Raw genomic sequence first — 15,992 nt, 5'->3', positions numbered from 1 at the left:
CGGGCTATTTGCTTTCCGGTTTGTCCAGCTTGACCTCGAAACCATATTGCACGGTGTCGAGGTCGGTGCGCTGGTAGCTTTCCAGGGTGGTCGGCTGGCCGTAGAAATAATGCACGTCAAACAGCGCCGTGCCGTACTCCTCGGCGCGGTGGCTCACGCCGAGAATTTCCTTGAGGTAGTTGCCGCTGCCGTCCTTGGCGTAGAAGCGCCAGCTGTCGGCGGGAAACGCGCGCTGGTCGACGATCAACGCGTTGTCCTTGAGCACCAGGCCTTTGGGCAGTTTGCTGGTGTCTATCGAGGCCTTCTCGATGGTGGCGAGGAACAAGGGCACCGAGCCGACCACAAACGCCGGGGTTTCCGGGAACAGGTTGAGGTCGTAGGTCAGCGTGCCGCTGGCCGCATTCATCTCGAACGCCTCGGTGGGCAACTCGATGGGTTCGCCGCGCTCGCCTTTATCGTCGGCCGTGAAAAACGTGATCGGCGCGTCGCTGTTGTTGCGCTCGGCGCCGACCAGGTCGTCATTGAAGGTGAAAGGGTGGTCGAACACGATTTTCGCGGCACTGGCGTCGTCGGTGGACTGGCTGATGGTGACGCTGCCTTTCAATTGTTCTTCCGTCAACGAGGCGTCTTTGAGCCAGCTGGCCGCAGCGTCGTCATACACCGTGACCGGCATCGGCAAGGGTTGCACGGAGTGTTGCAGGCTGTTTTTGTCGAAGCGCATCACGGGCAGGTCCAGCTCCTTGCGGGTCACCGTGGTCTTGGAAAAATCCAGCACATTGACCTGCAGGGTGTCGATCAATCCATTGAAGTACACCTTGGCGTAGTGGCTCTTCTGTGTGTGTTCGAAGGCTTTTTGCGCGTCTGTGAGGTGTTTTTCGAACGCTTCGGACCAGGTCGTTTGTTTTTGCATCTCGGCCAGTTGCTTCTCATAGAACGCCACTTGCGCGGCATTTTCGTTGATCGAGCCTGAGCGCGTGAGAAATTGGCCGGTACCGTCCCGGGCCTGTACCAGCAGCGGGTTGGGCGAGTCGTCGCCCAGCTCTGCGGCCAGGGGCGCGCTGTTGGTCAGTTCAAGCTCGGCGTAATTCTTGTCCAGCGACACCAGGTTGAGGGTGATATTGCCCTCGGTGCGCGGGTGGCCGAGGTCTTTTTTCGACAGGTCGAAGGTCAGCACCTTGCCTGGCGCAGCAACCTCAATCGCACCTTTGAGGCTGACAGGCTGCGGCTGGCTCTTGTTTTCCGTCTCGATGCCCTCGATGAACGGGTAGGTCACCGTCAGGTCGTCGGGGTTGGTCAGGTTGGAGCTGCTCGGGCTGAGCTGGATGCCGGGGTCGGTTTCCGACCATTCCGGCTGGAAAGGAATGACTTTGTTGTTGCTCAAGGTCACCGACTGCCATTCCAGGCCATGGGGAAAGGGGAACTGGTCAGGGGCGTTGAACGTGAACGGGAAGACCGGCTGCAGATCCGTCAGGTAGTCGGAATGGGAGGCTCTGCGCAGTACGAACAGGCCGTTGATATAGGTGTCCACCAAGGCCTGGGGTGTGGGGTAATGCTTGAGCAGGGCCAGCGTGTCTTCGCCGTATTCGGCTTCGATGGGCTTGGCGGCGAGCTTGAGGCGTGCACGTTCGAGCAACAGCAGCGAGCCGCCGAGGTCGGCGATGGCGTCGCGCAGCTTGGGGTCCTGGATGCTGTCCAGGGACTGCTCGAACTGGCTGGTTTTCTCTTCGAGGGTGGCCTGCTTCTGCTCTTCTTTGGGGGAGCAGCCGCTGGTCATCAGCAACGCCGCGCACAGGCCGAGAGTGGCCAAAGGGGATCGCACATCCATCATCAGAGTCTTCCTGTCCGACATCATCGAGCCGAGTTGAGGGTCTCGACACTAGCAGAAAAACGCCCTTACAGATGCCACTTCAAGTCAGTTTTCTCGCGGTGACAGGTGCCCGGTAGCGGCTGGTATACTCGGCACCATTTTTAGCCAAGCTGTGTGAGATTCAATGGAACGCTTTATCGAAAACACGATGTATGCCGCGCGCTGGCTGCTGGCGCCGATCTATCTGGGTTTATCCCTGGGGTTGCTGATCCTGGCGATCAAGTTTTTCCAGGAAATCATTCATGTGATCCCCAATATTTTCACCTTGCTGGAGTCGGAGGTGATCCTGCTGTTGCTGTCGTTGATCGACATGGCCCTGGTCGGTGGCCTGCTGGTGATGGTGATGATTTCCGGCTACGAGAACTTCGTCTCGCAGCTGGATATCGATGAGAACAAGGAAAAGCTCAACTGGCTGGGCACCATGGACTCTTCGTCGCTGAAGATGAAAGTGGCGGCGTCCATCGTGGCGATTTCCTCCATCCACCTGCTGCGCATCTTCATGGACGCCAAGAACGTCGATCCGCAACACCTGATGTGGTACGTGATCATCCATATGACCTTCGTGGTCTCGGCGTTTGCCATGGGTTACCTGGACAAGCTGACCAAGCACTGATGGCGCGCGCTCGCCTTACTGCTCGACGAAGTAGTAAGGCTGGCGGTTGATCGCCATTTGCTTGATCACGCTCACTTTCTCATTCAGTCGGTCCGTGTGGTCCAGCAGCGCAACGTTGCCGGGTTTGGCGCCGAGAAATGCACGTAATTGGGGCTCGGTTTGCAAAATCGGCAAATAGGCCTGCAGATAGAACACGCTGGCGCCGGCAATCCGCTCATTGGGTTGGAACAGCGCCACCTCCCTACCTTCGTCTTGCAATGCCTGGACTTGACTGATCACGGGCACGAATGACTGACGCACATCGGCTTTGGGCGCGAACCAGAAGGCTGCGCTGAGGTAGCAGGCGATGGCCAGGGTGAACACGCCGAAGACAATGCGCCGGTGGTAGCGGTACAGCGCCGGTTTGTGGGCTTTCACCCATTCCAGCAGCACCCGCGCATATTCTGCGGCCAGCACGGCGGCGGCCGGGGTCAGTGCCATCAAATAGACGGTGCGTTTGCTCGAGGCCAGTGTCAGCAGGGTGAACTGCGCCACCAGCCATACGCTGAAAAACAGGCGGTAGCGGTTGCGCACCAGGCTTTTACGAAAGTGCCACAGGCCCAGGTACACCAGGATGTTCCACGGCAGGAAGGCCTCGGGCAGTTTGGCGAGGTAATAGTAGAACGGCTCGTAATGCCCGGCTTCGACAAACGAGCCGCTGAAGCGCCCGACGCTGTTGGTCCACAGCACCTCACCGACGGCCTGTATGCCGCCGCGCTGAAACAGAAACCCCAGCCAGATCAGCAACGGCACCAAGGCCAGCAGCGTGAACAGCGCGGGCTTGAGCCAGTCGCCAAGGCGCAAGCGTTTATCCATCAGGCTGGTGCAGGCCAGGTAAACGAATATCACACTCCCCGGCATCGCCAGGCCCAGCACGCCCTTGCTCAACGTCGCGATGACCATCCCCGCCGTAAACAATGCCCATGCCCAGGCAGCGGAGCCGTGGCGTTCGGACGCGGGGCGCATGGCCTGGTAGAACCCGAGCAACGCAGCGGTCACGCCCAGGCTGAGCAACGAATCCTCACCCACCCCACGCACATTGCCCCAATAGCTGGCCATGGTCGCCAGGATCAACGCGGCGCTGAACGCCAGCGTGGTTGGCCGCCCGAACCGGCGCAGCATGCCGTAGAGCAGCATCACGCTGAACAATCCGGCAAAGGCCGATGCCAGGCGCACAGCCCCGGTGCTCGCGCCAAACACGCGAATCGCCCCGGCATCCAGCCACAGGCTCAGCGGCGGTTTTTCCAGGAAAGGCTCGCGAAACAGGCGCGGCACCACCCAGTCATCGTCCAGGTGCATGGCCATGGCGATCCCGGAAACACGGGCTTCGGTGGAGCCTTGCAGTTCATGGTTACCCAGGGCGAAGAAGAACAACAGCGCAGCGAGCAGGAACAGCAGGGGAACGGGACGCGTCATGGGGTGGCTACCGGGCAGGAGACCGCTCGGGAGAGCGACCGTGGCTGCCCGCCAGTATAGGGATGGGTTTCTTAACGATTCGTGAACGAGTGTGGGTTTTTTGTGCGGTCGGGTACGAGGCTTACAGTTTGATCTGATCGAATTTTCCCGGAGCAGAGAAACGCCAGGGAACACTGAAAGCCGCCCCTCCACGTATCAACTCAGCTTGTTTCAAGATGGCTGGCCACCAGCGCACGAGATTGTGCGCTTTGCTCCAGTAGCTTTCACCACTCCAATGTTTTGCCAGACAGAAAATAGGCAGTGCGCAATCTCGAAAGGCTTTCTTCTCCGCATGCCCTTTCATAAATCGATCCTGAGAGATCACTACCCAGCCTCCCTCTTCACGCAGCGCTGATATCCAAGCAATGTCGCTGGTATTTTGGGGGAATTTATCCCGGAGCGGGAACACGCCATGTTCATGAACTTTTGATAGTTCGTTCAAGGCGCGTGCCAGCGCGGGAGGAAGGTTATGATCCAGGAGAAAGTTCAAGCAGCATGCCTTTGCTCGAACTCGACAGCTGCTTTTACTGCAGCCGCTGGAACCTCGTAGAGCATGGCTACGCGCCTGGCATCACGTCCTTCTGCTTCATACGCATTAAAAATGGCGGCGGTATCAATGCCGGCCCCGGTCAGCACGGGCTTACCAAAATTTCTGGCAGGGTCCAGCACTACCGCTTTGCTACGTTTGACCGGATACCAGCGTTGCGCCGACCCCTTGCCGGTGTAATCGATCCCTTCGTACAACGAGGGCTTGATGACTTGTTTGAACGCATATTGTTTTTTGATCAGGTCCAGCAGTGTCTCGTCACCCGTCTCATCCAGCACAGTGGCAAAAATACTACGGCCATCTGTTTGGAACCGCTTGCAGGTGAACGGATAGGGCTGGCCGAACAGCTCACTAGCCTGGCGTGAAGCGTTGCGTATGGCCTGCAAGCTCAGCCCATGCTGGCGAAATGCATGCACGAAGCGAATTTCGAGCAGGTCATGAAAACCTAGAATGCAATCATTGATGCCTGTCAGTTCCGATTGCCAGAGCCCGGCATGCTGAACGCCATTGGCACTGTAGCCGAATAGCCAACGGCGTATGTCTGCGGCGGGGATGCCGGTATATAACGATGCCTCGCCAGGGGTATAGAGACCCACCCCGACAAGAGGGCTGGGCGAAGTCGTTTGCATGGATGGCCTCCTTGTCGTTGAGTCGGGCGATGAAGTCTGGTGGCTTATGTGATCTCGTTCAACCTTGGGGAGACGAGCTGTAGTCCAAAGCGTATCCGTACAATTCATTCCACGCCAGTTCACCTGATGCACGCCAACTTGTAGGAGCTTTCCGGTGATTTACTTAAAGGTATATCGCCTTATTGGGTACTGTGCTCCGACACGTTAAACCGCGTCTTTGGCAGCAAACAATCTCTTAGCCTCAGCAAAACACTTCTCAGCAATCGCCGAGCGCGGTTCGGTCTTGCGCATCACCATGCCCAGTGGTGCGAGCACGCTGGCGTCCGGCAGGTTGATAAACGCGAGGTTTTCGATCGGGCTTTCCAGGGCGCTGTCCAGCGGCATGATTGCGCAGCAAAAACCTTCGTGGATTGCCTGGAACAGCTGATAGGTTGAATCGCTTTCGAGCATGGGCTGGGGGGCGAGGCCGCGGCTGCGGAAGCTCAGGTCAATGGACTTTCGATAGTGCATGCCCGTGCTGATCATTCCCAGGGGCAATTGGGCGGCGTCTTCCCAGCTCATTTCGGTGCCTTCGAAGTGGAAGTGACGTGTGTCGTACAGCAGGCCGACGCGGGTTTCGCCCAGTTCGAAAAAATCCAGGTAGCTGGAGTTTACGTGGTCCAGGTAACACACCCCCAGGTCCAGCTGATTGGTGCCCAGCGCTTCGATGATCTTGTCCGAACTCATGGAGGTCAGGCTGAACTTGAGTTCCGGGAAGGTGTGGGACAGGCCCTGGATGTAGCTGATCGGGTTGAAACCGCTGAGTGGCACCAGGCCCAGGCGCAAGTTACCCACCAACTGCCCTCGACACGCCGCCGCTTCGGCGAACAACCCGTCATGGGCGGCGAGCAGGGTTCTGGCCCAGGCCAGCACACGCTCACCGGCCTCGGTGAACCCTTCGAAGCGCTGGCCCCGGGTGACCAACTCCAGGCCCAGCTCATCCTCCAGATTGCGCAGGCGCATCGACAGCGTCGGCTGGGTGATATGGCAGCGCGCAGCCGCCTGGCCGAAGTGACGGGTCTGCTCCAGCGCGATCAGGAATTTGAGTTGCTTTATGTCCATCAACACACCTGCCAGTCAGCCGTAACAATAGGCAGCCATTGTTTAGGCGCTTGAGCCTCATGGCAATCGATTGATGGCGGCCTGCTGGAGAAAGACATGAGCGTAACGTCGGATGCGTTGTGTGTACGGCTTCAATTGAGTACACAGTCGACGGGTTCAAGGACAGGCGGCAGTTCTGTCGCGCCGTTGGCGTGCAGCACTTCGCGTTCGATGGTGCGCACGATGGCATTGGTCGGCAGGTCGTTTTCGTCGTAGCCGAAGGGGTCTTCCAACTCGTCGCCAATCGCGTCCAGGCCAAAGAACGTGTAGCTCACGATGGCGGTGAATACCGGCGTCAGCCAACCCAAGGGCTCAGCCATGGCGAAGGGCAGCAAGATGCAGAACATGTAGCTGGTGCGGTGCAACAGGAGCGTGTAGGGGAAGGGCAGCGGGGTGCTTTTGATGCGCTCGCAAATGGTCTGCGTGCGAGTCAGGCTGCTCAAGTGCCCGGCCATCAGCTGATAGCGCCATTCGCTGAGTCCCCCGGACTCAACCAACGCCGAACATTGTTGGGTGACGCGACCGACGATGCTTTCCGGGATATTCGGCGTATTGGCCGGCGGCGGCGTATCGAGCCAGGGGGCTGCCGCGCCGGGCTCGTTTTCATGGCGCAGCCTGGCGTTCAAGGCATGGGCGAACCCGCACAGGTTGCGCAGGATCTCGCTACGCTGGCGAGCGTCCTGGATCACCTGGGTTTCCCGGATCATGGCGCGCACATCCATCAGCATGGTACCGAGCGCTTTGCGCCCTTCGTACCAGCGGTCATAGCAGGCGTTGTTGCGAAAACTCATGAAGATCGAAAGTGACAAACCCAACAGCGTGAAAGGCGTGGCGTTGACCTTGGAGAAGTAGGCCGGATGAAGGGTTTCCACCAGCACAATCACCGAGGCCAGCAGTGTCACCAGCAGGCTGCGCAGTGCGATGCGCCGGGCCACGGAGCCCTTGAGCGACGTCAATACACCGATCAGGTTGGGTTTGGCTCTGACGATCATGGAAATAGCCTAGTGCAATGGGTTGAAACCGGGTCGGTCAGCCGCCCGTCATGTTCATGAAGCGCACCACCTGCACCTCATCGTCGAGGGTGAAATTGTGCCGATAGGGCTTGAGTTTCATCGACTCCACAATCGCGCGCTCCAAACGTTGCGGTTCGCCCGGATAGCGCCGCAGTACCGCCTTGAGGTCGACCGAATGCTCGTTGCCCAGGCACAGCAACAGCCGGCCTTCGACGGTTAGGCGCACACGGTTGCAGGTGCCGCAAAAGTTGTGGCTGTGGGGCGAAATAAAGCCCAGGCGAATATGCGGCGCTTCGGCCAGGCGCCAATAGCGCGACGGCCCCTGGGTGGATTCTGCGGAGTCGATCAGCGTGTAGCGTTCGGCGATACGCTCGCGTACCTGCGCACTGGAATAAAACGCCTCGGCACGGCTGTGCTCGCTGATCACGCCCAATGGCATTTCTTCGATAAATGAAATATCCAGGCTGCGATCAATGGCGAAGGCCACGAGGTTGTTGATCTCGTGGTCGTTGCGACCTTTCATCACCACGCAATTGAGCTTGGTGCGCTGAAAACCCGCGGCATTCGCCGCATCGATACCCTCGATCACCTTGGCCAAGTCACCGGTGCGCGTCAGTTCACGAAAGCGCTTGGGGTCCAGACTGTCGAGGCTGATGTTCAAGCGCTTGAGCCCGGCATCGAACAACGGCGCGGCAAGTTTGCCCAGTTGCGAACCGTTGGTGGTCATGCACAACTCGCGCAGACCGGGAAGCGCGGCAATGCGCTTGCACAGATCCACCACGCCCTGACGAACCAAGGGCTCGCCGCCGGTCAGACGGATCTTGCGGGTGCCCAGCGCGACGAAACTGTGTGCCAGTTGATACAGCTCTTCCAGCGACAGGATCTGCTGGCGCGGCAGGAACTCCATGTCTTCGGCCATGCAATACACACAACGGAAATCGCAACGGTCGGTTACGGACATCCGGAGGTAGTCGACCCGGCGGGAAAAACTATCCATCAGGATTTGATCGGTCACTAAAAACCTCGGCGGCGACATTGGGTATATACCCTGGCGCTTATATAGGCGGGTGATTCAGGCGAGGCTAACGGTGTTTTCTGCGGGCGTCTAATCACTCTTAGCGACTGGTTGATCGATGGGGTCTATGAGCGGTGAGTTGAAGGGGTACAGGAGGCTGCGAAGCGGTGGGGTTCAATAGCGTACCTGTGGCGAGGGAGCTTGCTCGCCATAGGTACGGGTTGGTTGTTCAACTGACAGCGATGTTTTATGGATTTGCGCCAGGGGGTTGCATGGTGAATAACTGAGCGTCCAGCATCCGCTCCAGCAGCAACTCACCCAGCACGATCAGTTGCTGAGCCCCCAGCAGCTTCTGGCGATGCGAGCCTTCCAGTTCAAAGGCCAGATCGGTGGTCATGGCGTTCAGCGAGGCGAGGGTTTCACTGGCTTGGATAAGGAGGGTTTCGGCGGGGATGTCTGGGGCGAGGGTGAAGAGGGTTGTTGGGGGATTGGGGGTGATCTTTTTCATGACTGAAACTCCTTGATTGATGGAGTCGCCAGACATCGCTGCTAAACGAAAAGGGTGGCGACTGTACGCGGGTTAGCAGACCAGGAATCAAGGAACCCAGCGCACCCGAAAGTGCCCCACGCACAGCCGCCATAACGCAATCCAGCGGATGCTGAAAGCATCGCTTGAAAGGAAGGTGGCTTTGCAGGCCTTGATATTAACCGAGCTGCTAACCCCGGTCGCTGATTTTGCAGCGACTGGAGGAGATTAGCGGGGTGGGGGGTGAAGGGGGAGTTCATCGATGGCGCGAGTTCTTGTGGGAAAATTCTGAGGGTCTGTCAGTTGGGCTTTTTATACCCCGAAGACAGCAAAACCCGCACAAGACGGGTTCTGTTGATGCTTCGGATAGGTGAGGCGGGTAAGTTGAGTTAGACATGTAACATACTAATTTTAATAACTATAAAAAATGGAAATCTTGATTGGAATACCAAATGGAATGCGTTTCCTCAAGTCTGTGCTATCAATGCCTGCGGTTGAAGGGTCTAAATTGGATTCCGTATCTGGGCAGTTGGTCTGCCTACACCGCCTCGCGTCTGGGAGGGGCCTGGCCCTGATACGTTCCCCTTGCTAGCAAATCAAAGTCGGCGAAATGTGCCCTCGGCGATTTTCATCGACGCTGAAGATTCAAAGGATGGGAAAATCCAGGTGCATGGCTTGCCTGAGCTCTGTATGAAACTTTTGAAACGTCGTCGGAGCTTATGGGGACGTGATTTTACGTAGGGTCCTCGCCTTTTAGGCCAAGGGTTCTGCCATTCCTAAGCGATAAGAACTTTCCGATCGCGACTGGGAATCGTAGCCAAACTTTTTACCTTACATCACCGTATCGGACGCCTAAGGCTGATCGATCTGGACATCTGAAGCATGAACATATCCTTGCCACACGGAAAGCCCGAGCGTGCATCCGGCAACGACGAAGGATGAGAAATGAAAACTTTTGGATTCAATGGTCGTCATCCAATGATAACTAGATTGCGGGAACCCTGACGCTTCCTATAGGCAGAATCGGTGGCCAGAGCGCGCCGAATGCGAGCTACTGGCTGGACGCATTTCAGACTAAGCGCTTGCTACTTTGCTTGGGTCTGAACAACGATCTCCACGCGGCGATCCATTGCTAGGCATTCACGTAGTTCTGGTTTAGGGAGATCGCGCGCGCAGCTGGATACTGACGTGCGCGAGCCTGCCGCTTTTATGCTCAGTGGTACATTCGGCCTCCACGTTTTGAGCTGCTCGCCGACGCTTTCAGCACGGCGGCGTGACAGCTCCTTGTTGCTGTCGTTGGCAGCTTGTACTGGGTTTCGATCAGTATGGCCAGTTACGCTGATCGCTGTGATCTGGCGCTTGGCGTCTCCCAAATAGGTGTCTACCTTGGCAGTAAATGCAGCAATGGCCGCTATGCCTTCCGGAGGCAGTATGGACGCATTGCTGTCAAACAAGAGGTTGTCACCAAGGATAAAACATAACGGAATGCCAGCCTTGTCGCCCGGCCGCCTGACGATGTTGACACCCGATCTGTTCAATTCAATCTGATAGGGGGAGCCGCTGTTCTCGGTCAAGAACGGCATCTCGATCAAGGTTCGCTCCCCGAGGCCGTGCCATAGGACATTCACGTGGTGGAGGAGTTGTTCAGAGTTACTGCCACTGCCGCAACTATGGAGTTTTAGCTCGAACTCGTTCACTACATCCTTGACGATTTTCTGATTCGCGGCATCCAGGCTCACGGATACATCCATCTGACGGAACCCAAGACGTTGCATCGAACTAGAGATGATTTTTGCGGTGAGGTCAGGTACCAAGATCATAGGCAGCAAGATTGCCGTAAGGCTGATCAACACCTTGTCGCGCTCTCGTTTCTTTACTTTAGCTACTGGGGTGTAGAGCGGAAGAGGTTCCCAGTACCAAGATATCATGAGCAGGATGAGCGCCCCCATTAATGGTGCCAAAATCTTCACACTTCCTGAGGCCAAGGCCGTAACAGCCAACAGAGCCGCCGCTATGAGGCCTAGGGAAAACATCCCCCAATCGAACTTGATCTTTTTTGAGCGCCAATGGAACAAGCCGTGCAGAGCACCGACTGCAATCAGGTACCACAAGCTGTAGAAAAGCCCGAACATCAACGCGGCGAAGATGAACAGCAAGCTTTCGCTCAAGGTGATGCCGGCTGGAAAGAAGTTGATGATGAAGGCCCAATACGTGAATACCACGATCACACCAATGGTGCTGGTGATTTGCAGTACGGTGGCTGCGTGGGTTTTAAATAGATCAAGCAGATACTTCAAGGGAACATCCTTGTTAGTGATTAGTGGCTTTGAGCCATTATAACTTGTCGCGTTAGTAGGAACCGTACGGTTGGTTGGAGGCGAGATACCTTTTGGGGAAGGTTTTTTCCGGTCATCGCCATCAGGCCTGATGGCGATGACCTGCTGATCGACCTGATCCTCAGCCCTCCAGATTCCCTGCCAGCAGCGGCTGCCATCAGCTCAGCACCACTTTCCACAAGTACTGCTAGTGCTCAATCCGTGACTTACCTATTCTCGGCCGCGCGGTGCAGTTTAATGTGAAACTGCGGCGTGTCGGGTATAACGCATGCTGCAGGCGAGTGAAGTCGGCCAGATGGCTGGACCGCTATCGAGAATGCCCAAACGCCTCGCCGAAGCCGTGATCCAGGCACGCCAACGACTGCCCACCTTGAACGTCGCCGAGCTATTTGATTTGTATTGGGACTGCGTACGCTTGCTGGAGCGACAGGGCGACAAGCCGCACAGGAGAACCTACCGAAGGGCCAGCCTAGACGCTTGGCGATGGATGAGTTTGGTCTGTTCAAAGGTATCGCTACGCCAGAGTGGTGCTGGATGCCGATATCCGCCGGGCGCTCTGAATTGGCGAAGGCCGCTGTCGAGCCGCTGTCAGACCTTCTTCGAGGAACTGGTGCCAGAGGGCTGTGCGTGGATCAAGAATGACTTTCTCCGGCAGTCCGTGGAGAACCTTTTTTAAGTGCGATTGACCTTAAGGCCGAACCGAAGTTGGAAGGTCACGAACAGGGGAAAAGCTTCAGACTCCTTCGACTTCTATCCCGTGTTCTGCCAACCATGTCTTGCGCTGTGCATAGTCAGGCATGACGCGTTCCAGGCGGAGCCAAAATTCTGGGGTGTGATGTGGCTCTTGCAGGTGCACCATCTCATGCACCACCACGTACTCCGCAATGGGCTTGGGCAGTAGGATTGTTTTCCAATGAAAATAGAGCTGTGCGCCCTTACCACATGAGCCCCAGCGATAGCCCAGATCCTGCACACGCACACCGCTGGGGGTCAGGTCCATTCGCGCTTGGTGGTTCTCGACTCGTAAGGCGAGCCAGCTGCGGGCATGTTCGCTATACCAACGGATGAAATGTTCGCGGGCTCTTGGCAGTTCGCTACGCAGCAGGCGGAAGCGACCAGCAGAAAGTTTTAATGGCCCATCCTGCTCATCAACCAGTTTGAGGCGATAACTTCGTCCCAAATACAGAAACCCCTCTCCGTCCACGTATTCCTTAGTGGGGATTGAGCGCTGCAGGCGTTCCTTTTCGGCAAGACGCGAGTAAATCCAGAAGCTTTTTTCCGCTACGAATTGCCGCAGCGCTTGCTCCTCAACCTCTGGCGGAGCAGACAGGATAAGTGCGCCGTCACGCTCGACAGTGATCTGTAGCGTCTTGCGCCGCGCGCTGCGGCGTAGCGTCAGTTGTAGGTCGTCTACAGTGAGGGTTTGATTGCTCACAGCTGCATCAACCGTTCATGGCAGGCTCTGGTCTGATCCATCAGGCGGTCAGACAGCACCCCCGCCATATCGCTATCCACCAAGGGCGGACGCAGTCGCATCAGGTAATCGAATAGCTGCCCGGCCAGCTCCTCCTGTGCCGCTCGCTTGCGCGGGCTCCAGATATCGCGGTGGCTTTGGAGTTCGCCCACCAACAGATCGACCAGTTCCACTGTCACATCCTTCAAACGCAGCAGCTCGGCGGGCTGCGGATTGGCGTCGGCACACACCAAATCCAGCAGGGTGCGCAGGAAGGGAGCATAGTGTTCGGGCAAATCCAGGGGGCTGTAGCTATCGCTCATTTGACCGCTGCGCAGTTCGTTGATGATCTTCTGCATCTGTTCAACCAACTGATCCCACTGCTCGCCCAGCGACTTGAGCAGCTCGTTCAGGCGTTCTGACAGCTTGCGATAGAGCACCGGATCTTCATCAGTATGCTTGCGCACATGCGAGCGAATGGCGTGCTCCATCTCTGATGCCTTGGCGCGGTCGTTGACGCTTCGCGACAACTGTTTCTCGAAGTCTGCATCGGTGAGCTGGATCGGCGGAATCTTCGGGTCGATGCCCAGTGAGATAACATGATCATCGATCAGTTTGCGCACCTTGGCACCGACATCCTTGCCCAATTGCGGCAGGTCCTTGTAGCGCCCACGTGCCCGCGCGTGGATATAGGCCAGGCGCTTGGCATCCTTGACGAAGGGCAGGCCCTCGGGGCGTGGCAGCACGGTGTCCAATGAGTTGAGGAACGCTTTGAGTTTTACCGCAAATTCGGCGCGCACCTTTTCCGACTCCAGTGCGGCAATGCAGGTTTCGGCGTCTTCCAGCGACTCGATGCCCTGGCGACGCAGCACATCCACCACGCGAAGATGACGATCGCGCAGCACCGGCACCTCGTCCTTGATGCTGCTCAGCGCACCTTCGATATCCTCGTCGGCATAGGCTGCCAGGGCTTCGCGCAGGTGGTTGGCGACCCCGTAGTAATCGACCACGATGCCGCAGCGCTTGCCGAAACCAGTACGGTTGACCCGCGCAATGGCTTGCAGCAGCTCGGCTTCCTTGATTGGCCGATCAAGGTACATGACCCCTTCGATGGGCGCATCAAAGCCGGTGAGCAACATAGACTTAACGATCAGGAAAGCTAGCGGGTCGGCCTTGCCCGGCTGCTCATGATTCAGAGGCTTCTTGAAGCGCTGAATCAGCAGCTCGTGCTTGCTGCCGTCCGTCCAAGTTTTCCACTCGGCCGGATCGTTATTTGAGCCAGAAATAATCGGTGCGAATTCCAGGCTGCGTAGCCTGCCGCGATAGCGCCACGCCTGCACGCGCGCCTGCAACTTAGGTGGACGCTGGCACAGTGCTTCATCGTCGAGGTCTTTGTCGGCTGCTGGCAACGCTTCGGCTTCGGCCAGCAACTGATCCCGGGCGGCCTGCAGTGCGTGGAAATAGCGGATTGCCGCAATCCGGCTATAGGCTACCACCTGCGCCTTGTAGCCATTGGGCAGGATATTGGTGACGTAATGTCTGAGGATGTCGTGCGCCTTATCAGCGATCAGCGCGGGGGCATCAAAGATATGGCCTTTGGTGGCATATTTTTTCTTGATCAGCTCCAGCTCGTCCTGACTGTGCTCGCGGAACAAATCCTCGAACAGTTCATCCAGACTCGCCCCATCTTTCAATGCGCCCTGGGCAGTGCGCCCTTCGTAAAGCACCGGCACTATTGCGCCATCTGCCTCAGCTTCCTTGATGGTGTATTTGTCGATGAACGCGCCGAAAATTTCGTGGGTGCGTTTCTTATCGCCCATGATGATCGGTGTACCGGTAAAGCCGATGCGCACGCAGTTGGGCAGGCCCGCCAGCAGGTTCGCTTGCAGATCGCCGGCCTGGGTGCGGTGCGCCTCATCGATCAATACCAGAATGCTCTCGTCGTGGTTGAGTACCTCGAAGGGTTTGCTTATCAGGTAGAGCGCGCGCTTTTCTGCGACTTTGAGGAGGGCAGTAGCTTGCGTAGGGATCGACGCCTCCCCATCTTCTTCCTGTTCGGGATTGCGATACTTCTGGATGGTGGCGAATACCAAGCCGGGGCCCTGGCGACGTGCCATGGCTTTAACACCCTCGATATTGGAGGCCACCTCCGGCAGTTCACCGCTCAGCGTGGCGGTGGCGGAGAGCTGATTTTGCAGGTCTTTACGGTCAGTGACTACGATGATTTTGAAGCGGCGCAGTTGTGTATCCGTGCGCATCTTGCGCACCAGAAATACCATGGTCAGGCTCTTGCCTGAGCCTTGAGTGTGCCAAACGATGCCGCCGCGCTGGTCGCTCTCGCCATGCTCAAGGCGTGTCTGCCCGCGTTTCATGCGGATCACCGTGCGGTTCACCGCGCGGTACTGCTGGTAGCGGCAGACCGTCTTGATGGTCTGCCCGCCAACCTGCATGAACAGCATGAAATGCCGGATCAGATCGAGCAGGTGGGCCGGCGTCAGCATGCCTGCCACCAGGCGCTCCTGCTCGGACAGTTTGGCTTTGCCTAGCTGCTCGGCGACTGACTGCTCGCTGCCGCTACCTTCCGGGCCAACCACGGTTTTCCATTGGTAGAAATGCCCGAAGCCGGCCCCAATGCAGCCCACCCGTGCTTCGTCGTAGCTACTGGCGACCAATAGCTGCACACTGGCGAACAGAGTCTCGTTGCCCTCGTTTTCCTCGACCTCGAAGGCCGCCTTGCGCTGGTTGCTGTAGCGGCGCAATTGATCGACAGCTTCGGCCAGCGGTTCTGGGATGGATGGGCTCTTGCATTCCACCACCACCAGCGGGATGCCGTTCACCAGCAACACCAGATCCGGGACGATAAATTTCTTGCCGCTGTTGTACCCCGGTGGGCAATCCACTCGGAACTGGTTGATCACGCGGAAGTGGTTATTGGCCGGGTTGGCCCAGTCGATGTACTGGATGGTCTGACCACGTCCGCCTTCCCAGCCCTGAAGGCCATCGACCGTGATGCCTTTGAGCAGCAGCTCAGTGACTGTATGGTTGGCTTCCATCAGCTTGCCGGCGCCCAGGCGGGTAATGGCCGCCAGTGCTTCGGCAATGCGCTGCTCATCCAGCCAGGGCTGACCGTCGCGCAGGTTGATGGCAAGCAAGCGCTCGGCCAGTGCAGCTCGCTGAATTACTTCACTGAAACTGCTGCGACCAGTGATGGCCGGGTCGTCGAGGCTGCCCTCGATATGCTTCCAGTTCAGCCCCTGTAACTGAGCCACAAAGGGTTTTTCGACGTCATCCAATTCCCAGCCCACGATTACTCCTTTAATCCAGTTCAGGCGTGTATGGGCTCATACAGGCTCATACAG

12 protein-coding genes are annotated in these 15,992 nt (G+C 57.5%); 1 reads left to right on the top strand and 11 read right to left on the bottom strand.

What is annotated here, in order from left to right; all coding sequences use genetic code 11:
• Positions 1-4: 4 nt before the first annotated feature.
• Positions 5-1,828 carry a hypothetical protein gene (locus tag C4J90_RS22745; protein ID WP_124420873.1) on the bottom strand — a complete coding sequence of 608 codons (1,824 nt, stop codon included), beginning with the start codon at positions 1,826-1,828 and terminating at the stop codon, positions 5-7.
• A gap of 163 nt (positions 1,829-1,991) precedes the next feature.
• Here C4J90_RS22745 and C4J90_RS22740 point away from each other — a divergent pair, with 163 nt between their 5' ends.
• Positions 1,992-2,480: a TIGR00645 family protein gene (locus C4J90_RS22740; RefSeq protein ID WP_124364470.1), complete on the top strand. Its 489-nt coding sequence runs from the start codon at positions 1,992-1,994 to the stop codon at positions 2,478-2,480.
• Between the two features lie 15 nt (positions 2,481-2,495).
• On the opposite strand, the gene C4J90_RS22735 is transcribed toward C4J90_RS22740, so the two are convergent.
• The 10 genes from C4J90_RS22735 to C4J90_RS22690 form a co-directional block, all read right to left on the bottom strand.
• Positions 2,496-3,935: a glycosyltransferase family 39 protein gene (locus C4J90_RS22735; RefSeq protein WP_124420872.1), complete on the bottom strand. Its 1,440-nt coding sequence runs from the start codon at positions 3,933-3,935 to the stop codon at positions 2,496-2,498.
• 121 nt (positions 3,936-4,056) lie between these two features.
• On the bottom strand, positions 4,057-4,464 hold the full coding sequence (locus C4J90_RS22730) for a hypothetical protein (RefSeq protein ID WP_124364468.1): 408 nt from the start codon (positions 4,462-4,464) through the stop codon (positions 4,057-4,059).
• The gene (locus C4J90_RS22725) at positions 4,461-5,150 is read right to left on the bottom strand and encodes a helix-turn-helix domain-containing protein (RefSeq protein ID WP_124364467.1); all 690 of its coding nucleotides are present in this window, start codon (positions 5,148-5,150) and stop codon (positions 4,461-4,463) included. Before C4J90_RS22725 ends, C4J90_RS22730 begins: the two co-directional genes overlap by 4 nt.
• Before the next feature lie 204 nt (positions 5,151-5,354).
• Positions 5,355-6,251, bottom strand: coding sequence for a LysR family transcriptional regulator (locus C4J90_RS22720; protein WP_124364466.1), 897 nt, complete (start codon positions 6,249-6,251; stop codon positions 5,355-5,357).
• Positions 6,252-6,382: 131 nt separating this feature from the next.
• The gene (locus C4J90_RS22715; RefSeq protein ID WP_124420871.1) at positions 6,383-7,282 is read right to left on the bottom strand and encodes a bestrophin family protein; all 900 of its coding nucleotides are present in this window, start codon (positions 7,280-7,282) and stop codon (positions 6,383-6,385) included.
• Between the two features lie 37 nt (positions 7,283-7,319).
• Positions 7,320-8,339 (bottom strand): GTP 3',8-cyclase MoaA, encoded by a 1,020-nt coding sequence (gene moaA / locus C4J90_RS22710; RefSeq protein ID WP_372237480.1) that lies wholly within the window; start codon positions 8,337-8,339, stop codon positions 7,320-7,322.
• Between the two features lie 226 nt (positions 8,340-8,565).
• Positions 8,566-8,826, bottom strand: coding sequence for a DUF6124 family protein (locus tag C4J90_RS22705; RefSeq protein WP_124420869.1), 261 nt, complete (start codon positions 8,824-8,826; stop codon positions 8,566-8,568).
• Positions 8,827-9,929: 1,103 nt separating this feature from the next.
• Complete coding sequence (locus tag C4J90_RS22700) at positions 9,930-11,141, bottom strand: OmpA family protein (protein WP_124420868.1); 1,212 nt, start codon at positions 11,139-11,141, stop codon at positions 9,930-9,932.
• Between the two features lie 772 nt (positions 11,142-11,913).
• The gene (locus C4J90_RS22695) at positions 11,914-12,615 is read right to left on the bottom strand and encodes a M48 family metallopeptidase (protein WP_124420867.1); all 702 of its coding nucleotides are present in this window, start codon (positions 12,613-12,615) and stop codon (positions 11,914-11,916) included.
• Positions 12,612-15,938: a type I restriction endonuclease subunit R gene (locus tag C4J90_RS22690; RefSeq protein ID WP_124420866.1), complete on the bottom strand. Its 3,327-nt coding sequence runs from the start codon at positions 15,936-15,938 to the stop codon at positions 12,612-12,614. The genes C4J90_RS22695 and C4J90_RS22690 overlap by 4 nt, the downstream gene beginning before the upstream one ends.
• Positions 15,939-15,992: the final 54 nt, after the last annotated feature.

The organism is Pseudomonas sp. R2-60-08W (assembly GCF_003852335.1).
Lineage (GTDB): Bacteria > Pseudomonadota > Gammaproteobacteria > Pseudomonadales > Pseudomonadaceae > Aquipseudomonas.
Note: the sequence above shows the minus strand (reverse complement) of the source record. Positions and strands in the feature narration are given on the sequence as shown.

Bases quoted from the DNA above. Each gene is read 5' to 3' on its own strand.
- C4J90_RS22745 (WP_124420873.1), bottom strand. From the start codon at position 1,828: ATGATGGATGTGCGATCCCCTTTGGCCACTCTCGGCCTGTGCGCGGCG.
- C4J90_RS22740 (WP_124364470.1), top strand. From the start codon at position 1,992: ATGGAACGCTTTATCGAAAACACGATGTATGCCGCGCGCTGGCTGCTG.
- C4J90_RS22735 (WP_124420872.1), bottom strand. From the start codon at position 3,935: ATGACGCGTCCCGTTCCCCTGCTGTTCCTGCTCGCTGCGCTGTTGTTC.
- C4J90_RS22725 (WP_124364467.1), bottom strand. From the start codon at position 5,150: ATGCAAACGACTTCGCCCAGCCCTCTTGTCGGGGTGGGTCTCTATACC.
- C4J90_RS22720 (WP_124364466.1), bottom strand. From the start codon at position 6,251: ATGGACATAAAGCAACTCAAATTCCTGATCGCGCTGGAGCAGACCCGT.
- C4J90_RS22715 (WP_124420871.1), bottom strand. From the start codon at position 7,282: ATGATCGTCAGAGCCAAACCCAACCTGATCGGTGTATTGACGTCGCTC.
- moaA (WP_372237480.1), bottom strand. From the start codon at position 8,339: ATGTCGCCGCCGAGGTTTTTAGTGACCGATCAAATCCTGATGGATAGT.
- C4J90_RS22705 (WP_124420869.1), bottom strand. From the start codon at position 8,826: ATGAAAAAGATCACCCCCAATCCCCCAACAACCCTCTTCACCCTCGCC.